The following is a 17,375-nucleotide window of genomic DNA, read 5'->3' on the forward strand; positions in this document are numbered from 1 at the left end:
TAGATGAGGCGACGTCCCGGGCCTATCCGGACACTAGCCAGTCGCGCCAGCGTTAGCTGCGACAATGATAGAAGTTTGAAATCGCACCGCCGTAGGGTCAAGTCAGCTATTATGGTGCACTGGTAAGCGGCGCTAACCGACCGAGGAAGCTTGGTGCTTGGTGTCCGAACGCTGTAAAAACGGGCGGCTTTTGACGACCCGGCGCTTGTTGTGAGGAGACACAGAAAAAGATGGAACTTCGACATCTTCGATACTTTATCGCCGCAGCAGAAGAAGAGCACTTCGGACGAGCAGCGGTACGTTTACACATCACTCGACCTGCCGTCTCGCAGATAATCGCCGATCTCGAAGGGGAACTTGGGACGCCCTTGTTCGAACGTCTTGCCCATACTGTCAAGCTCACAGCGGCTGGGCGCACGCTACTGCCTCAACTGGTCCGAGTAATGGACGATCTGAACGAAGCGATAATCCTTACGAAGCGCGTCGGACAGGGCATGACCGGAACGCTTCGGATCGGCTACGGGTCGCTCACTTTGATGCACTCGATATTCAAGGCGGCGGTGAAGCTTTTCCGTGCGACCTATCCTGAAATAAATCTCTCGCTCGTCGAACTCTCCACCTCCCTACAGCCGAAGGCGCTCGCGGAAGGAAAGATCGACGCCGGCTTCATGCATCTAGGACCGAGTCCCCATCCCGGGAAGCGGCGAACCGAGATCAACATGGAGCGTGAAGGGATAGTCCTCGATTCGATATGCATTCAGACGGGTAGCGTGGGCGTCGCCGTGCCCAATGACCACCGATTTGCACGAAGAAAATCTCTTACGCTCGAGGATCTGGCAGACGAACCACTTGTTGTAGACCCTAAGTCCAGCAGTAGCTTGAGCTACGGCCAACTTTATTCTCTGTGTCAGGCAGCCGGATTCGAGCCGAACATCGTCCAAGAGGTCAGTACGATCGCGTCTCAGCTGAACCTGATCTCAGTAGGCATGGGGATTGGGCTGGCAGTAATGGGTAAAAACTTTCAGTACCCGAGCGATCTGACCGTTATACCTTTGGCCAATCTCAACTATTCGACCCGATTCATATTTGGATGGGTACGCAGGCAGAATGATCCGATTCTCGAGAATATGATCGAGATCGTGAAGAGCCTGTCGAAGTAACGCCGACCTCACGCAATGCGCCTCTGAGCAGGAACGTCTCAGAGGCGCATTTTGTAACGTGCGTAGACGACGCCGGACGGCGACTGCAACGCGCGTCTCCTCTCGGCGCGGGCCTCGTCGGCGCTAGTGCTTCAGCACTTGCGGATTCACCATGTTTGCCTTGAGAGTGCCGTTCAGGGCCTCGATGAGGTTTTCAGCAGCGTTCTTATTCATCGCCTGTCGCGTCTCATGCGTGGCTGATCCGATATGAGGCAGCGTCACGACGTTCTCCATCTTCAGCAGAGGCGATTCGACAGAAAGCGGTTCTTCCTGGTACACGTCAAGTCCAGCACCCGCGATGACGCCATCCTGAAGTGCCTTGACCAGAGCGGGCTCGTCGACGATGGGGCCACGCGACGCATTGATCAGGAAGGCGCTGCGCTTCATCGCCTGCAATTGCGGCGTGCTGATGAGGTTGCGGGTCTCCGGGGTCAACGGGGCTTGTAGCAAGACGAAATCGGAAGTTTTGAGCAATTCGTCGAAACTCACCCTTTTCGCTCCGTACTCACGTTCGGCTTTCTCGTTGACACCTTGGTCGACATAGAGAACGTTCATTTGGAAGCCCAACGCGGCCCGTCGAGCCACCGACGTACCGATCCGGCCGAGCCCAACGATGCCCAAGGTCTTGTGATGCACATCCACGCCGAACCTGTCTTCAGCAATCTTCTTCGTCCACTTGCCTGCCTTCACGAAGGCCGCCAGCTCGGCCAAGCGTCGTGCCGTCAAAAGAATCAGCGAAAATGCCGTGTCGGCAGTGGACTCGGTCAGGACATCCGGCGTGTTCGTCAGCAGGATACCTCGCTTGTTCAAGTAGTCGACGTCGAAGGCGTCGAAGCCGACCGAAACGGTCGAAAGGACCTTGAGTCTGCTTGCGTCTGCGAGAGTCTCGGCGTTCATCTTCACGCCGGTTCCAATCGCACCGTCGGCGTCCTTAAGCGCTTCGATAAGCGCGCCCGGCTGCTTCGGATCGACGATAGTAACTTGCGCGTGCGAGCGCAGATATTCGATCGTTTCTTCAGGCAGTGGCTTGTAAACTACAATCTTGTTCATCTCAATATCCTTACGCTGCTGCAGCGCTGCGACCCGCCCCAGTTACCCTGAATGACTCAATTCTGACGAACTGCCACGCGTCCGCTCTCAGGTATCGTTGCAATACGCCGGCCCCGGGGCGAAATCCTCGGGCGCTTAGAGATCGCGCATCACGGCTGCCTTTGCAGTCGCTCCGCTGACCAGGAACGAAATGTCAGTGCCCGTGGAGACGTATCGAGCACCCATTTCAACGAATTGGGCGACCAGCTTCGGATGGGCATTGAGACCGCCGACCCCGAGATGCTTGCCATGCTTGCGGCAGGCTGCCATCGCCTTCGAATAGGCGTCCCGAACCAACTCGTGTTCGAACTGGCCAGCGATGCCAAGCGATGCGCAAAGGTCGTTCGTCCCGATGAAGAGCAGATCGACCCCTTCAATTGCTGCGATCTCGTCGACCGCGTCGAGCGCCTCTTTCGTCTCGATCATGATGACAACCATCGTCGCATTGTTCACCGCTTCGCCCACTTCAGAGGTCGGGAACGAGCGAAAGCCCATGTGCGGCATGACGCCACCATGAGAACGTTCCCCCAGCGGCGGGAACTTTGCGGCGCGTACAACATGCTTTGCCTGTTCGGCGGACTCGACGTGCGGGGCAATCACACCAAGAGCGCCGCCATCCAGGATGCGGGCGATGACGTCCGAATTAAGGTTCGACAGCCTCACGAACGGAGCGACGCCCGCGTTCATAGCCGTCATACAAATCTGGGAAGCGGTCTCAATCGACAGAGTGCTGTGCTCAAGGTCGATGTAAAACGTGTCAAAACCGGCTGTCTTTGCGATGGTGACAATCTCGGCCGTTCTGACCAGACGGACAGTCATGGACAACGCCACTTCATCGCGCGCCAACTTTTCCTTTACAACGTTGTGAACCAAATCCCGTGCGGCTACTTTCATTTTGTCTCCTCAATCCCAGGCGCAGATATATCGAGCACGAACCAAGGTGGTCGTTCCGGATACGAACGAATCACACGAACTCTCTTCGTGCTTCGCATTCATCTGCGTCTGGGAAGATCAACTGCACTTTCTGACACCGTTGACTACGGACATGAAGCCTGGACATAGTCAGGCGCTACATGCCTTCGCTAGACCACCCATCGCGCTTAGCGGACGTTACCCAGCGCTCGCTTCAGGGCTGCGACGCCACTCCGCGGGCTGGAGAGCACGGGAACGCGCAAGGACTGCAACTGCGGAACAAGTCGGGCCATGGACGCCTGAGCGAGTACGACTACATCAACCTGCTCCGCGAGCGCGGAGATCGCGTTTTTCACGATCTCATCGTGCTTCGTCGCGTCACCACTGAGAAGAGCCTCAAACGCACCCTCGGCAATTCGTTCGGTCACTTCGATGGTGCGACCCAGCTCACCGGCCTTCCTTTTAATCAAGCGAACCGTAGGTTCGAGAGTCGTGGAGACCGTAGCGACGACGCCAACCCGCGGCCCAATGGAGCTCGCCTCTTCCGCCATCGCCTCGTCGATCTTCACAATCGGCGTCGTCACGAACTTGCGGACGGAGTCAACTGCCTCCCCAACCGACGAACACGCGTTCAGGATGATGTCGACGTGCATCGCCTGTGCGTTTGACATGTACGAGTGAATTCTGCTCGCTACTTCGGGAGTCAGATGGCCGGCAGTTCGAACGTCGGCAAGCAGACTGTCATCGATGATGTTGATGACACGCGCCTCCGGGATCTGTTCGTTGATCTGCTCCTTGATGGGCTGTACAGTGACGGGCCCGGTGTGAACCACAGCAATCGTAGTCATAGCTTCATTCGCCTACGTAATAAGAGCTTTGTTGGGACAGAAACATCGGGGGCGCGTCTTCAACGCACACCCCGAAGGCATCAGAACGTCGGGAGCACAATGCGGAAAAACTCAGTCTCCTCGATGGCTCGGAGCGGTACCGGGCCTTCGTTCGCCTCGAACTCGAACGCGGTATGCAGACCGTACTCTTTTCCTTCGAAATTGACCTTTCCTTTGCTCAGGAACAGCAATTCAATCGATGACTGCGTACCCGCGGCGAATGATGCGCCCGCCTCGATCTTCACGAAGCCGAGACGCGTGTTGCGCTCCGTAAACGAGCCGAGCCACTTGGAAGAAACGCCAGGTGTGCCTTCAGGGACCCATGCATAGCTGGCCGGATTCATGAGTACCAGGTCGCTATAGCGCGGCGGCGCGTATTCGAGCTTGTGACCTTTCACAGCTTCAAAGCAAGCCTCGAAGCCGTCTTGATTGTGCTTCTTACCCGCCTCGTCGTACCACGTGTAGATGCCGTCCTTGAATTCACCCTTTTGCTTCAGCGCCTGATTTGCAGCTTCACGCTCTTCAACGCTCACAAAGCCGTACCCATTCGCCCCCCCGAATTGGCAAACCATCATCTCCAGACCTTCGGGACGGTCTTGCGGTCCGTAGTACACGCTCTCGGGGAAATAGCCCACCCATCCTTCAGGCAACGTCTTGCCTTGGCCGTAAGGAAAACTACCCTTTATGACGTAGCGGACCTGATCAAAGTTGTGACGGTGGCTGGGTGCGACCCAACCGCCCGCGCCCGTGCGGCCGACATTGATCAAATAGTTGTTCGGGGAGCCCGGCTTCCCTTGGAGCAGAAATTTCTGCTCAAGGACGCCTTCTCGCATGTTGCTGCCAATCCTGCCGAAATCGGTCGACGACGCTTCTGAAACTCGCATTTGACCCTCCTTTGGTCACTATATGGCCGCCCGCTCTTTCGGAAACGCATAACGGCGCAAGACAAATTCACCACCATCTACTTAGGTATCCTGCGTTTAACTTGCTGTATTCTTTTCAAAGCAAGAAACTGTCGGTCCTTTCGGCTCAGCCACCAATCGAATGCCGCCCGACGATATCGCATGCCCTATGAATCACCGTCCTATATTCCATGGGCAATTCATCCAATCTTGCGGCGTATAGGCAGTTAGCTGAGCGCTCCAATCACGTCGGTAGCGTCATCGACGCTCTCAAGTTGTTGCACCAATTCTCGCGCCTTTCGAACAGCAGCCTCTGTGGGCGGTTTCGCAGCGACAGCCGCGCAACTTGAAAACTTCTCGTTGAGTTGAGACCAGGTCAGCGGTGCCTCCGGGCTGCCAGGAATGTTGTCTCCGAGTCTTTCGAAGGTGCGACCATCGCGGGTTACGATTTCAATACGGCCGTCCGGTAGCTTAAAGGTCCAGTTTTGACCTGGATCCTCGACAGGTACCACTTTCGCTGCCATGGCGAGCACCTCAGGATCCTTCAAGGCAGCTTCGCTGAAGTCTGCGATCCCCATCCGCCCTTTGCTCGCAGCTACCCCGATAATGAACGGCAAGCTCATCTTCGCGTCTACGATCGTAGCTGGTGCGCGCCGCACTTCAATCGGGGTGCACATAGTGTTGGTAAAGTCGCCAACAAATGCCCGGATTGTCTCGATATCCGTGGCAGCGATTCTCGCCTCCTTCATCAATTCGATGGTGGCGTGAATGTACGTATGCGAATTGCCGACTGCCGGCCACGCCTTGTAGAGCGTCGTCGCCCCAAGGAATTGCTCGCCTAACCCTTGAAGCATCTTCTCTCGGTCGTATTTCCCGCCGAAATAGACTTTGAAGATTCCCGCTTTCCCTTCAAACAACGTGTTGATTCCGGTAATGCCCTTCTGCGCCAGTAAAGCGGCGATTACCGCGCCCTTTGCAGTAAAGCCTGCATACATTCCGCGGAGGTCGCTACCGGTCGCGAAGATCACCTCCATCGTTCCGCAGGACTGCTGGCTGGCAATTCCAAGCGCATGACTCGTCTGTTCCGCAGAAAGGCCGAGCAAGTGGGCAGCCGACGCTGTTGCGGAAAACGCGCCAACCATCGACGAAAGATTCCAGTTCTGGTTCCAGCCGACATTGCAACGAATGCGCGCGAACAGATCTTGTCCGACTGCCACCGCCGTGATTAGCTTTTTCCCAGAAACGCCGCCCATTCGTTCGGCGATTGCGAAGACGGACGGGACGATGGAACTCGCCGCGTGCGCTCCCCATGGTGTTTGGTCGTCAAAGTCGAGGCAATGCGCCATCGAGCCGTTCGCGAATGCCGCCGAGATGGCAGGCAACTTACCGCCGAATCCAAGAACCGTACTTTCTGCGCTTCCACCACCCTGTTGCAGGAGGCCGACCAAGGCTCGCACAGCAGGCTCCATTCCACTTGCGGCCAACGTCACGCCCAACGTGTCGAGGATGGTCTTCTTGGCCCCTTCAATTGCGTCTCCGGGCAAATCGTCGTAGCGCGTGCGAGCGACGAAATCTGCGAAGTGATGGCAAAGATCCAAGTTGTCATTCATGAAGAAGTTGCTCAACGGATTCAAAAACAGAAAACACGTTCCCTATTGCGCATACCGCAGTTGCGTGGAACCTTGTTTTAGAGTCGTAGAAGGCCAGAATACCTCTCGCGTCTCGACGCCTTTCGACGACAAGCTCGCTCTGTTGCTCGCCTATATCGTTCATTGATTTTGCGCGTGACGCCTGTTTAAGTACAGTTCGTTTTCATCCCCAACCTGGTAAGCTGCGCTAACGCCAGCCTGTCCATTACTCGAGATGCCGCGCGGATCGGACTGACTGATGGCATAGGTGAGCACCATCTCCGCGAACTGGGAGGAAACAGGCCGCGAAAATGGCGCAGCTGCCAGCTGAGCCTCGCTATCCGGATCCGAAACGCGTAGGGGGACGTATTGGGCTCGTTAACCCTAGTGCTCGCGTGCCCCTGCAAGCCGACGGACTGCCTCACGGCCGCTTAGGGGCGCCCACTGCGCAGAGTGCTTTCGGCCGTTCGATGTCCGCTCACCACTGCTCCAGCGTCCCGGGGAAGCCCCAGCACGTCGACGACTCCCAGAAGACCGATGGCAGCCACGAACAGAAACGCCATTTGGAAATCACCCGCAGTCATCGCGTCGGACCCGTGACCGGACATCCAACGGGAAAGCTGGAGCGACATCGCGCCCGCAGCAACGCCGATCCCAACACTCAATTGCTGAACGGTGCTCGAAAACGACGTGGCAGCGCTCATGTTCGACTTCGGAACATCAGCGAAACTAAGAGTGTTTAGTGCCGTGAACTGCAGCGAGCGCGCAAGACCACCCACGAAAAGAACGAAGAAAACTATTGCCGTCGGGGTCCCGGCTGATATGAGGCTCGTCATACCCAATGTCATTGATGCAATGACTCCATTTACCAGCAGCACGGAGCGAAACCCAAAGCGTCGGACGATCCGAGTCGTGAAAACTTTCATTAACAGATTGCCGACAAATACTGCAAGCGTCAAAAGACCCGATCGGAACGCGTCCATTCCGAAACCCACCTGAAACATCAAAGGCAAAAGAAATGGCACGGCGCTTATGGAAATACGGAATAGCGAACCACCTCCCATGACGACGGCGAAAGTCCTGATTTTCAGCGTTGAAAGGTCAATAGCTCCGTTCTTTACGCGCTTAAGGTGCAGCCAGGCGCAACCCAGACAGCTAATGCTGATCGTGAGGAAAAGTCCGAGCCTGTTTAAGGAAACGTCACCCCTCCCGATTAACTCCATTGCGTAGAGTAGAGTTGCGCAACCAATGCCACATAGGATAAAGCCAACGATATCAAACGAACGTAAATCCTGCTCTCGCCGGTTATCGAGCAGACGCATAGAGACAAAGACACCGACGACGCCCAATGGAACATTGAGGTAGAAGATCCACCGCCATGAGAAGTAGGTTGTAAGAAAACCGCCTAGCGGGGGACCTAGCACCGGCGCTATCAGGCCCGGCCACGTCACAATGGCGATGGCGCGCATCAGCCCTGCTTTTGGAGTGCTCCGCAGCACAGCAAGTCGCCCCACCGGCACCATCATGGCACCACCGATGCCCTGAAAAACGCGCGCCGCCACGAACTCGCCGAACGTATCTGTGATGCCGCATAGTATTGAAGCAACCGTGAAAAGAACAATCGCGCTTGTGAAAACGGTCCGAACGCCGAAGCGATCGGCAGTCCAGCCGCTGATGGGAATAAATACCGCAAGCGTCAGAAGGTACGCCGTGATCCCAAGGCTCATGTCGGCAACGTGCGTACCAAAACTTTGAGCCATCTGGGGAATCGCTGTTGCGATGATCGAGCCGTCGAGGTTCTCCATGAAGAAGGCCGCTGCGACGAGCATGATAATAGGTGTCGACGCGGACTGGGCCACCTTTGCGCCGCCACTTGCCTTCATCGGCGTCTGCATCGCTTGCGCTTCCCTTTGGAACAGGAAGGGATACCCGCACCGCGAATCGCTGTCACCTGACCACGGCCGGCGACTGACCAAATCAGCTGGTCGAGAGCCGGCCGTCGCGCCGGGTTGGACGTTGCAGGTTGTTGCGGCACTCTCTTAAGGCCTATGGACATCAAGAAAACGACGCATACTTCACGTTCTGGAAAGCACGCAAGCCTTCGATTCCGCCTTCCGAGAACATGCCACTTTCTTTGTGACCGCCGAAGGGCGTCTCCGGATAGGTGGCCCGCCAACCGTTGCAGATCACGTTACCAGCTTCCAGGTCGTTAGTCGCACGATGGAGGGTCGCGAAATCAGGAGCGTGCACGTAGGCGCCCAGGCCATAGGGCAATCGGTTCGACAGCGCGATCGCTTGCTCGTACTCATCAAAGGGCGTCAATGCCGCGATCGGACCAAAAGGCTCAGCGTTCGACAGCTTCGCTTCAACTGTCGCATCGGCAACGATAGTGGGTTCGTAAAAGAAACCTGGGCGGTCATACCTCTTGCCTCCGGTCGTGATACGCAACCCGCACTGCTTTGCATCGGCAATGAGGTCCTCAATTGCCTTCAGACGCCTCTCGCTCTTGAGGGGCCCCATCTGCGTTTTGGAATCAAACCCGCACCCTACGACGATCTTCTTTGCTTCGGCCGTCATGGCCTCGACCACGTCCGCATAGATCGATCGCTGCACATAGAAGCGCGTCGGCGCGAAACATACCTGTCCGGCATTGGCGAACTTAGCAGCAACGGCTCGCTTGGCGAAGGTCTGGACGTTGATCCCTTCGAAAGCCAACACCGGCCCATGACCACCGAGTTCCATGATTGGACGCTTCATGTGCGCGACCGCCTGCTGCGACAGGAGCTTGCCAACGGTCGTCGAACCTGTGAACGTAACGGCGCGCGTCACTGGACTTTCCAGCAACTTCTTGGACATCATCATGGGCTCACCAGCCAAGACCGAGAGCACACCGGTGGGCAGGCCACAATCGTACACAATTTGCGCCAACGCGAACGCGCATGCCGGTACTTCTTCGGAAGCCCGAAGCACGATGGAACAACCCGCGCCTAGCGCACCTGACATCTTTCGTGATGGCGTAACCAGTGGTCCGTTCCACGTGACGAAGGCGGCGACAGGGCCCACTGGCTCCATGAGCACCACCTGGCGGGCGTTTAATTCTCTGGAGGGAATAATGCGTCCGTAGGCGCGCCTGCCCTCCTCGGCCGCCCACTCCCACATACCGGCAGCCACTTCCACCTCCCCAAGTGCTTCGCTCCATGGCTTGCCAAGTTCGAGTACCAACAACTCGGCAAGGGCTTCCGCCCTCTCGCGCATACGATCCGCGACCCTGCGCATAAGTTTGCTGCGCTCGAAAGCCGAAGTGTTTCGCCAGATATCGAATCCCTTGCTCGCCGCTGCCAATGCTTCATCTACATCGGCCTCCGTCGCCATCGAAACTTTGCCAAGGGCGAGGCCAGTCGTGGGATCGATGACGTCCATGGCCGACCGGCCACCGTCGTACCGCATCTCTCCTGCAATGAGTTGGCCTAGTTCCGGATATCGTTTGGCCGCTTCTGCTCTCGTAGTGCTCATCTGGTTCCCTGGTCCTGATTCCGTGAAGCAACGTAGCTTTACATCAAGAAAACGCCTTTCCCGCCGCTTTGACGGTTAAAGGCTTGATAAGCTTGCTCTGCCTGGTCGAGACGCCAACGGTCGGTGAACAGTGCGTCAAGATTAAGGCCACGCTCGACCACGAAGTCAGCACATGCGCGCTGCCCTTGTACGGACATCGTCCACGATGTCAAAATTCGCACCTGAGTGCGTAGGTACTTGGCCAGCGTCAGGCTGAATTCCGAGCCGATACCCACCAGACAAACAGTGCCCCAAGGACTGACTGAATCAAGGGCGTCCCGATTTGCCGCCGCGGCACCCGAAGTCTCCACGGAAACGCTTGCGCCTTTTCCTCCCGTCAAATCCCGAATCGCCTCTGCAACCGACCCATCGAGCGGGTTGATCACCGCGTCGGCGCCGAATTCTTTCGCTGTTTTGCGACGACTTTCATCGATATCAAGCGCGATGACACGAGCCCCTTGTGCCTTAGCTAGCATCGTTGCTGATAGACCTACCGGCCCTTGCCCAAACACTGCGAGGGTGTCACGTCCGGTCAGTCCGATCCGTTCGAATGCGCCCCACGCTGTGCCGGTTCCACACGAAATGGCCGCGCCTGCTTCAAAGCTGAGCCGTTCATCCAACGGCACCAGTGTATCGGCAGGAACTTTCATGAAGGGCGCATGCCCGCCGTGAGCGTCAGTTCCATAAACCGTAATGGGTGCGGTTCGGCACATCTGCGGCCATCCCGAACGGCAATCCGGACAACCCATGCAACCGCTGTAGTGATGCACCATCACACGTGCACCCACGTGCGCGTGCGGCCCGACTGTACCCGGACCGACCGCGACCACTATGCCGCACGGCTCATGCCCGGCGATGACCGGAGGAACCGATGAACCGGCCGGACGACGGTAAAAGTGGAGATCGCTTCCGCACATGCCGGAAGCCTTGATTTCAAGTACAACTTCCCCGACGCCGGGAGTGGGGTCAGGGAACGTTGCGAGTTCGAGAGTACAGTCACCGCGAAACACAATACCGCGCATCTCCGAATTTCCTCTTCTGTGTTAATCCATCGATTGCGAACCGCGCTTCGACAGGCACAAGCAAGCAATGTCGGCGCCCTCGCGGGCGCCCCTCTTCGGCACATCAACTGCCGACGTCCTTCGATGTTTATCGTCGTGGCGCGGTTTGCGGCAGCACGCCCTCCGCGTCAGATATCTCTTCAGGCTCCAGTGCCTCAAGCGACTGCTGGTTGGTTTCGATACCCGCAACCATGATCAGGATCGCAATGACGATGTAGGCGCCCGAGATTGCAAACACAACACCGGTGATTCCGAAGTTATTGAAAAGCTCGAGCACGATGAACGGCGAACCGATGAGCCCAAGCCTCCCAAACATCTGCGCCACACCACCGCCGCGGAACCTATATTCCGTTGGGAACATTTCGGGCGTCATGCCCAATCCGAGCGTCAGGAAAATCGCCACGGCCGATACAAGCAGGAAGCCACACAAGACGATGGTTGTTGCCGATGTGAGGAACGGGTAGACCGCTCCGAGACACGCGCAAATAGCAGCAAACAACATGATTGCGGTACGCCGGCCCATCCGGTCAGAGACATAGGAGAGGAACAGCGGTCCTGCGATCCAGCCACCCATCATTGCCGCACTGAAACCCAGCGAGTGGGTAACGCTCATGCCTTGTTTGATAAAGAACGTAGGCATCCAGCCGGTGAGGCTATACGATCCAAACAGACAGACCACGTTGACGACAATCGCAAGCAAAGTACGTCGAATTACCGTTCGCGAGAAGAGCGTAGAGAGCGGCACCCAGTGCGGCTCCTTGGGTGCCGCTTGCGCTGCGGAGGGAAGCGGTGCGGTGACGCCCGCGTCTCTCTCGATTGCCTGCATGATCTGTTCTGCTTCCGCATGGCGCCCCACGCGTTCCAACCAACGAGGCGACTCGGGAAGATGACGGCGCATCCACCAGACCCAAAGGGTGCCGATGCCACCAATCACAAACATCGGGCGCCAACCGATCCTTGGAATGATGAAGGTAGCGACGACCGCTGTTACGAACACGCCCGAGCCTCCGATCAGCGCCAACTTCCCCAAGTATCTGCCGCGATGCGACGGCGGTACGAACTCAATAATGAGCCCGTAGCCCATGACATATTCCGCTCCCATCCCAATCCCCATAATGAAGCGCGCCGCGATGAGCCAGGGCATTGACGGGGCAAGGGAGGACAAAAGTGCCATTCCGCCGAAAATTGCGAGGTTGAACTGGTACGCAAACCGGCGCCCAAATTTGTCACTCAACCAACCTGCAAGCGCGGCGCCAATCGTCAAGCCGATAAACGTGGCAGACATGAAAATGGAATTCATCTGCAGCGTCGACCAACCACTCTTGAGCATCGCAGCTAGAACCGAACTCGACAGCGTGTTGTCGAATGAGTCAAAGAACATACCCAATCCGACTAACCATAGGACACGCGTATGGAAAGGTCCGATTGGGAGGCGATCGAGTCGCGCGCCAGCATTTACTCTATTACTCATCCGAAGTCCCCTGTAAGACCGTCTCACTAGTCACTCGCATCGAAGCTCAGCATTGCAACGCACAGGGAAGCTCTGTTGCATTCTCCCTGGGTGCGCCTCATTAATTCATCCAAGCTGCGGTATGCCGCTGCCGAAGAGTCCATCAGGAACGAACAAGAATCCGCCTGTTACTGGCGAATGAAACGACCGCCGCTCTCCCACGCGCTCCCGTGAATCCGTAAGCCTTTCCGATACGTCGCCGCCTAGGGGAAATGCGTTGGTGCAGTGATTCGTGTCCACAGCGCTGCCTCCGCGTAGAACGGGTCGCGCCAGCATCGCGGAGTTGGAGTGGACAGATTGATAGAACGTCGTCTCCCTACTTATTCGGCTAATGGCCATCTTGTAAGGTTAGTTTGCGCCGTGAGCTCGGCTGCGTACAGTTGATTATTCTTCTTTTTGCGTAAGCTAAGCTAACCGATTCCACCCCGTAGGGGTGAAAAATTCTCCGTTCCAATACGTAGAAACCCGAAGTCTGCGAGCAGACTGTGGGGCTGGGATGCGCAGAGCGCGCCGACAGTAGCCAACCAGAGGGGATAGGCAACCTTGACTGCTGAGCGAACAACACAGAATCTCGCACGACGACTTACGCCGACATCGCTGCCACCGTTCGGGCTCAGTAACTGCGAAAGTCGTCGCAAAAGTCCGGAGCGATTTGTTACGGCTACCTCGTCAGGAGTACTTGCCAGGACCGCTGTCGCCTGCCATGCGAAAGTCAACTCCAGCGCGCAATCGGAGCCATCGAGTTCGCATGCATCGTGGCAGAAAACAAAAACCACCCGCTTTAAGACGGGTGGTTTTCAGCATCGGATTTCTGCCCAGATCACTTCAGGTTATCGCGGAAGAACGCGGTCAACTTTGCGAATGGAATGAGACCGACGCGGTCGTAAAGATCGACGTGGCCCGCATTCGGGACGACCACCAGTTCCTTCGGTTCGCCAGCCAGTTTGTATGCTTCTTCGCTGAACTCTCTCGAATGAGCGTTTGCACCCGTAATGAATAGCATTGGGCGAGGCGAGATCGTCTCAATGTCCGTGAACGGATAGAAGTTCATAAACTTTACATTACTGGTGAGCGTCGGATGAGTTGTCGTGTTCGGGCTAGAACCTCTTGGCGTACGGTAGAAGTCGTAGAATTCCCGTTCGATGGAGTTCGAATTCTCGTCCAGTTTTTCCGGAGTTCCACTGGTGTATCTGGCCGGGCCGCCTGCAAACTCTGCATAGCGCTGCTGTGCCGCATCGTCGAGGACCTTCTTTCGCTGGTCCAGCGTCACGGAGTGTTTGAGGCCATTGCGGTTGGCAGCGCCCATGTCGTACATGCTGACCGTCGCTATCGCCTTCATCCGTGGATCAATCTTCGCTGCGCTGATGACGAAGCTTCCGCTTCCGCAGATTCCGAGTACGCCAATGCGGTCTCGATCGGCGAACGGCCGGGTCCCGAGGAAGTCCACGGCCGCGCTGAAATCCTCTGCGTAGATGTCGGGTGATACAGCGTTACGCGGTCGCCCCTCGCTTTCGCCCCAGAACGAGAGATCCAACGACAGGGTAACGAAGCCCTGGTCAGCCAACTTCTGAGCGTAAAGGTTAGCACTCTGTTCCTTGACAGCACCCATCGGATGGCCGACAACAATCGCCGGGTGCTTCGTGTTGCGATCAAGGCCCTTGGGAATGTAGAGGTTCCCAACGACTTTCATTTCATACTGGTTTTTAAAGGTAACTTTCTGACTGACCACTCTGTCGCTTTTGTAGAAATTGTCTGCTCCGTTGGACATGTCTGCGGCCGAAGCCGATAAAGCGAGAAAAACAAAAGTTAGAAACGCTAATATCTTATTCACCTAGTATTCCTTATTACTGATTGGATGAGTGCAGCCTGCCGGGTCGACTTGCCGGGATACGACAGCATGCGCACGTTGAGCGCACGCGGTGCAAGCCCGCTTCCACGACCGAACTTTACAGTAACCTGTCGATACGATTAAGTAGCAGGCCCAGCTAGGACCTATGAAGATCGTTCATCAATAGCATTGCGATCGCTATTTACGAACTAAGCGGTTAGCGGAAAGACGCTCATCGCGAACAGCGACGACCCGCTTGGCATCCAAGATCGACAACCATCATCTTGGTTGGTCCACTGGGGTGAAAGATTGGCGGGCGGCGGAGCGAAAGCTGCATACTGAGCAGACGCTTAAAAAGCCCCCTTCCATCGACTTCGTCTGCTAGTTCGAAACGGTCGATGTGCTCCCAGATTTGCCGCTCCTCATCCAATGCTCCGAATAGCCGAGATGCCTAAAGACACGTAGTCCGCTCACAGCAAAAAAGATGACAGCAACGAGGGGCAACGACCGGTTGCGCTCCCGTCACGGGGGCGACGAGAATCGTTGTCCGCAGATCGGGGGCAGCATGTTGCTGCAGACGATAACCACGATGCTTGTCTACGCACAAGGCGGACAGGAACAACACGCCCCCCAAAAGTAAGGAACGCGGCTCCGACGCGTAGCAGACACGTGCTGCGGCCCGAACATAAGAGGTCAATACTCAGCAGTGCAAAACCGCTTACCAGGGCGCACGCGCCCGGCTCCCACACCACTCGAAAAAGTTCGCCTCCACAACGCCTCTCCTGGTAAGCAAAGAAGCAAAACGTGCGCGCGCGTATCGCCCAAAAGATTGAGCATATGCTTTAGCAAACATATTCTCCCTTAGGGTATAGCGTAGATATGCTTGATCAAGCATATCAAAGGAATAGCCGATGGCCCCGGGGCCAAAGCCAAGGGTCCTTCCACTATCGCTTACTGCAATAGCTCCGCCAGACTATTTTCAGGTCCCGCGCCTCTAGCTTCGCCAGCGCGTCCGTTATCTCAGGACCCATCCCCGTGGTACGGATTTCTCTAGCACGCCACCGGTCCCAACCCGTCCGCACTAGCGGTCACCACCGAAGCTCTTCAGTTGGAAGAGGCGGCCCTAACGCCGGTGGCTTTGCGCGCAGTCGACGTGTGACAAGACAGGTATAACACGCCGTGGGTCCAATTGGTCCTGTTCTAGTAGCCGGATTAACCGGTGACCGATGGCCAGATTGAAAACTATCAGCGGCTCACAGAGATTTTTCCTAGGAACTTTTTGAAATAAGATGGGTCGCGGATAGTCGCTTTCAAATATAAGGGTTCGCGCTCACGGCCCAAAACCTTGGTGCCAGAGGAAACTTCCAGTTGCAAACGACGGACATTCGCTGCCATTTGCAGGTCAGAACTCTTCAGGCGCCTGCAACTCCTCGCGGGATGCTTCCATCTTCTTCACGAGAAACCGGCGAATCGTCCTTACAGTCAATGCGAGTTGGCATCGTACAGGTCACCGATGGCATACGCGCCCGCCAGTGAGGATCACTTTTCCGCTGACGCGCAAGCTATCACCGAAGCTGCCTTCGCGCAATCGAGCGCGTTCTGATCCAAGCAGGCACCCTCCTGCTCCGTTTCCCTACATGCACGCTGTTACGAGATTGTAGGGAACCCCAACTGGCGAGACGGGGGGCTTTACGCGAGACCGGGAAAACGAAAATCGTGAGTGTCCCCGGGATTGAAAGAAAACGAAGTTTGAGTTGGGCGCCGGTGCGTGACAAGACGACCCGCCCTGGGGCAGCAGCCGACCCGAATGAGACGTTCGGCAGCCACCCATTCAAAAGTCCGTTCAAAGGGGAAAAGCGGACATCCGGGGGCAGGCTCCCCCGTCGTTCTGTAAGTAAGAGCGAGTGCGCATCAACAGAGTGAGTTCGAGCGCCGCATCCACTACGAGAGTCCGTGGAGAGCAAACCTCGCGACACAACCTTTGAAGAGCGACGTCAAGTACACGAGCACGGCCAGCCTGATGCTGCTCGTCCAGCAGGGCGTTCCCGCGAATGGCGCGATATGGGCGACATGCGCGTTATGTCGCTGAGTACTTCGCGCGCCAGTGAAGAGAACCGCCGTTGCTTTCCCACGTGCGCCAAGACTCGTCCGCATGACGCGCTTGCCTCACAGCCAGTCCGTTTCAAACGCGGACGACGTCAGCGGCATACAGCCGTTTTCCGTCAGCACGACCTGCTGTTCCAGTTTAACTCCCTGCGCCCCACCGTCGGCGCCGATATAACTTTCGACACAGAGCGTCATGCCCGCTTCGAAACGTCCGCCATAGCCGCCACTCGCCCAGTCCACCTGATGTGCGACAGACGGATATTCGTCCACCATGCCGATGCCGTGCGCGATGCAGCTATACCGGTTCTTCAGATACACGTCGGGGATCTTCCACGCCTTCTCCGAGAACTCGCGAAACGTCATGCCGGGACTCAGCAGATCCATGTTGAAATGCACTTGCGAATACGCTGCTTCATATAGCTTGCGCTGTTCGTCCGTCGGCCGGACATGCCCGACCGTCCAGGTCCGGGAGATATCGGCGCAATAGCCGATTGGCCCGACCATATCGGTGTCGAACGCGAGGAGTTCCCCCTGCTGCAATACGCGTGCGGAACACATTCGTGCATCCACGGATTGGTCCGCTCGCCAGAAGCGAGCAGGCGTGGCATCAAATCGCCGGGCGAGGTGATGCGCTAATGCAGCAGTCAATCCGCGCATGCGAGAAAGGCATCGAACGCATGCATGGCGAGCCCGTCCATATC

12 protein-coding genes are annotated in these 17,375 nt (G+C 56.7%); 1 reads left to right on the top strand and 11 read right to left on the bottom strand.

Annotated elements, in window-relative coordinates; genetic code table 11:
• The first annotated feature begins 230 nt into the window (after positions 1-230).
• Positions 231-1,160, top strand: a complete 930-nt coding sequence (locus BPHY_RS34050) for a LysR substrate-binding domain-containing protein (protein WP_012406015.1) — start codon at positions 231-233, stop codon at positions 1,158-1,160.
• A 123-nt stretch (positions 1,161-1,283) separates the two neighbouring features.
• Here BPHY_RS34050 and BPHY_RS34055 read toward each other — a convergent pair whose 3' ends face one another.
• From BPHY_RS34055 to BPHY_RS43530, 11 genes are all read right to left on the bottom strand, one after another.
• Positions 1,284-2,249, bottom strand: a complete 966-nt coding sequence (locus BPHY_RS34055; protein WP_012406016.1) for a 2-hydroxyacid dehydrogenase — start codon at positions 2,247-2,249, stop codon at positions 1,284-1,286.
• Between the two features lie 135 nt (positions 2,250-2,384).
• Entirely contained in the window at positions 2,385-3,182 is a 798-nt protein-coding gene (locus BPHY_RS34060) for an HpcH/HpaI aldolase family protein (protein ID WP_012406017.1), read from the bottom strand.
• 206 nt (positions 3,183-3,388) lie between these two features.
• Entirely contained in the window at positions 3,389-4,048 is a 660-nt protein-coding gene (locus BPHY_RS34065) for an aspartate/glutamate racemase family protein (RefSeq protein ID WP_012406018.1), read from the bottom strand.
• 80 nt (positions 4,049-4,128) lie between these two features.
• Positions 4,129-4,971, bottom strand: coding sequence for a hypothetical protein (locus BPHY_RS34070; RefSeq protein ID WP_012406019.1), 843 nt, complete (start codon positions 4,969-4,971; stop codon positions 4,129-4,131).
• 245 nt (positions 4,972-5,216) lie between these two features.
• Complete coding sequence (locus BPHY_RS34075; protein ID WP_012406020.1) at positions 5,217-6,599, bottom strand: MmgE/PrpD family protein; 1,383 nt, start codon at positions 6,597-6,599, stop codon at positions 5,217-5,219.
• 449 nt (positions 6,600-7,048) lie between these two features.
• Complete coding sequence (locus BPHY_RS34080) at positions 7,049-8,500, bottom strand: DHA2 family efflux MFS transporter permease subunit (RefSeq protein WP_041766344.1); 1,452 nt, start codon at positions 8,498-8,500, stop codon at positions 7,049-7,051.
• A 172-nt stretch (positions 8,501-8,672) separates the two neighbouring features.
• Positions 8,673-10,037 (bottom strand): NAD-dependent succinate-semialdehyde dehydrogenase, encoded by a 1,365-nt coding sequence (locus tag BPHY_RS34085; protein WP_244257736.1) that lies wholly within the window; start codon positions 10,035-10,037, stop codon positions 8,673-8,675.
• 131 nt (positions 10,038-10,168) lie between these two features.
• Positions 10,169-11,191: a zinc-dependent alcohol dehydrogenase family protein gene (locus BPHY_RS34090; protein ID WP_012406023.1), complete on the bottom strand. Its 1,023-nt coding sequence runs from the start codon at positions 11,189-11,191 to the stop codon at positions 10,169-10,171.
• A gap of 127 nt (positions 11,192-11,318) precedes the next feature.
• The gene (locus BPHY_RS34095; RefSeq protein ID WP_012406024.1) at positions 11,319-12,611 is read right to left on the bottom strand and encodes an MFS transporter; all 1,293 of its coding nucleotides are present in this window, start codon (positions 12,609-12,611) and stop codon (positions 11,319-11,321) included.
• A 949-nt stretch (positions 12,612-13,560) separates the two neighbouring features.
• Positions 13,561-14,571 carry an alpha/beta hydrolase gene (locus BPHY_RS34100; protein WP_012406025.1) on the bottom strand — a complete coding sequence of 337 codons (1,011 nt, stop codon included), beginning with the start codon at positions 14,569-14,571 and terminating at the stop codon, positions 13,561-13,563.
• A 2,163-nt stretch (positions 14,572-16,734) separates the two neighbouring features.
• On the bottom strand, positions 16,735-17,232 hold the full coding sequence (locus BPHY_RS43530; protein ID WP_052306223.1) for a M24 family metallopeptidase: 498 nt from the start codon (positions 17,230-17,232) through the stop codon (positions 16,735-16,737).
• Positions 17,233-17,375 lie beyond the last annotated feature (143 nt).

The organism is Paraburkholderia phymatum STM815, from assembly GCF_000020045.1.
GTDB lineage: Bacteria > Pseudomonadota > Gammaproteobacteria > Burkholderiales > Burkholderiaceae > Paraburkholderia > Paraburkholderia phymatum.

Bases quoted from the DNA above. Each gene is read 5' to 3' on its own strand.
- BPHY_RS34070 (WP_012406019.1), bottom strand. From the start codon at position 4,971: ATGCGAGTTTCAGAAGCGTCGTCGACCGATTTCGGCAGGATTGGCAGC.
- BPHY_RS34050 (WP_012406015.1), top strand. From the start codon at position 231: ATGGAACTTCGACATCTTCGATACTTTATCGCCGCAGCAGAAGAAGAG.
- BPHY_RS43530 (WP_052306223.1), bottom strand. From the start codon at position 17,232: ATGTGTTCCGCACGCGTATTGCAGCAGGGGGAACTCCTCGCGTTCGAC.
- BPHY_RS34085 (WP_244257736.1), bottom strand. From the start codon at position 10,037: ATGGACGTCATCGATCCCACGACTGGCCTCGCCCTTGGCAAAGTTTCG.
- BPHY_RS34095 (WP_012406024.1), bottom strand. From the start codon at position 12,611: ATGTTCTTTGACTCATTCGACAACACGCTGTCGAGTTCGGTTCTAGCT.
- BPHY_RS34090 (WP_012406023.1), bottom strand. From the start codon at position 11,191: ATGCGCGGTATTGTGTTTCGCGGTGACTGTACTCTCGAACTCGCAACG.
- BPHY_RS34065 (WP_012406018.1), bottom strand. From the start codon at position 4,048: ATGACTACGATTGCTGTGGTTCACACCGGGCCCGTCACTGTACAGCCC.
- BPHY_RS34060 (WP_012406017.1), bottom strand. From the start codon at position 3,182: ATGAAAGTAGCCGCACGGGATTTGGTTCACAACGTTGTAAAGGAAAAG.
- BPHY_RS34080 (WP_041766344.1), bottom strand. From the start codon at position 8,500: ATGAAGGCAAGTGGCGGCGCAAAGGTGGCCCAGTCCGCGTCGACACCT.
- BPHY_RS34075 (WP_012406020.1), bottom strand. From the start codon at position 6,599: ATGAATGACAACTTGGATCTTTGCCATCACTTCGCAGATTTCGTCGCT.
- BPHY_RS34055 (WP_012406016.1), bottom strand. From the start codon at position 2,249: ATGAACAAGATTGTAGTTTACAAGCCACTGCCTGAAGAAACGATCGAA.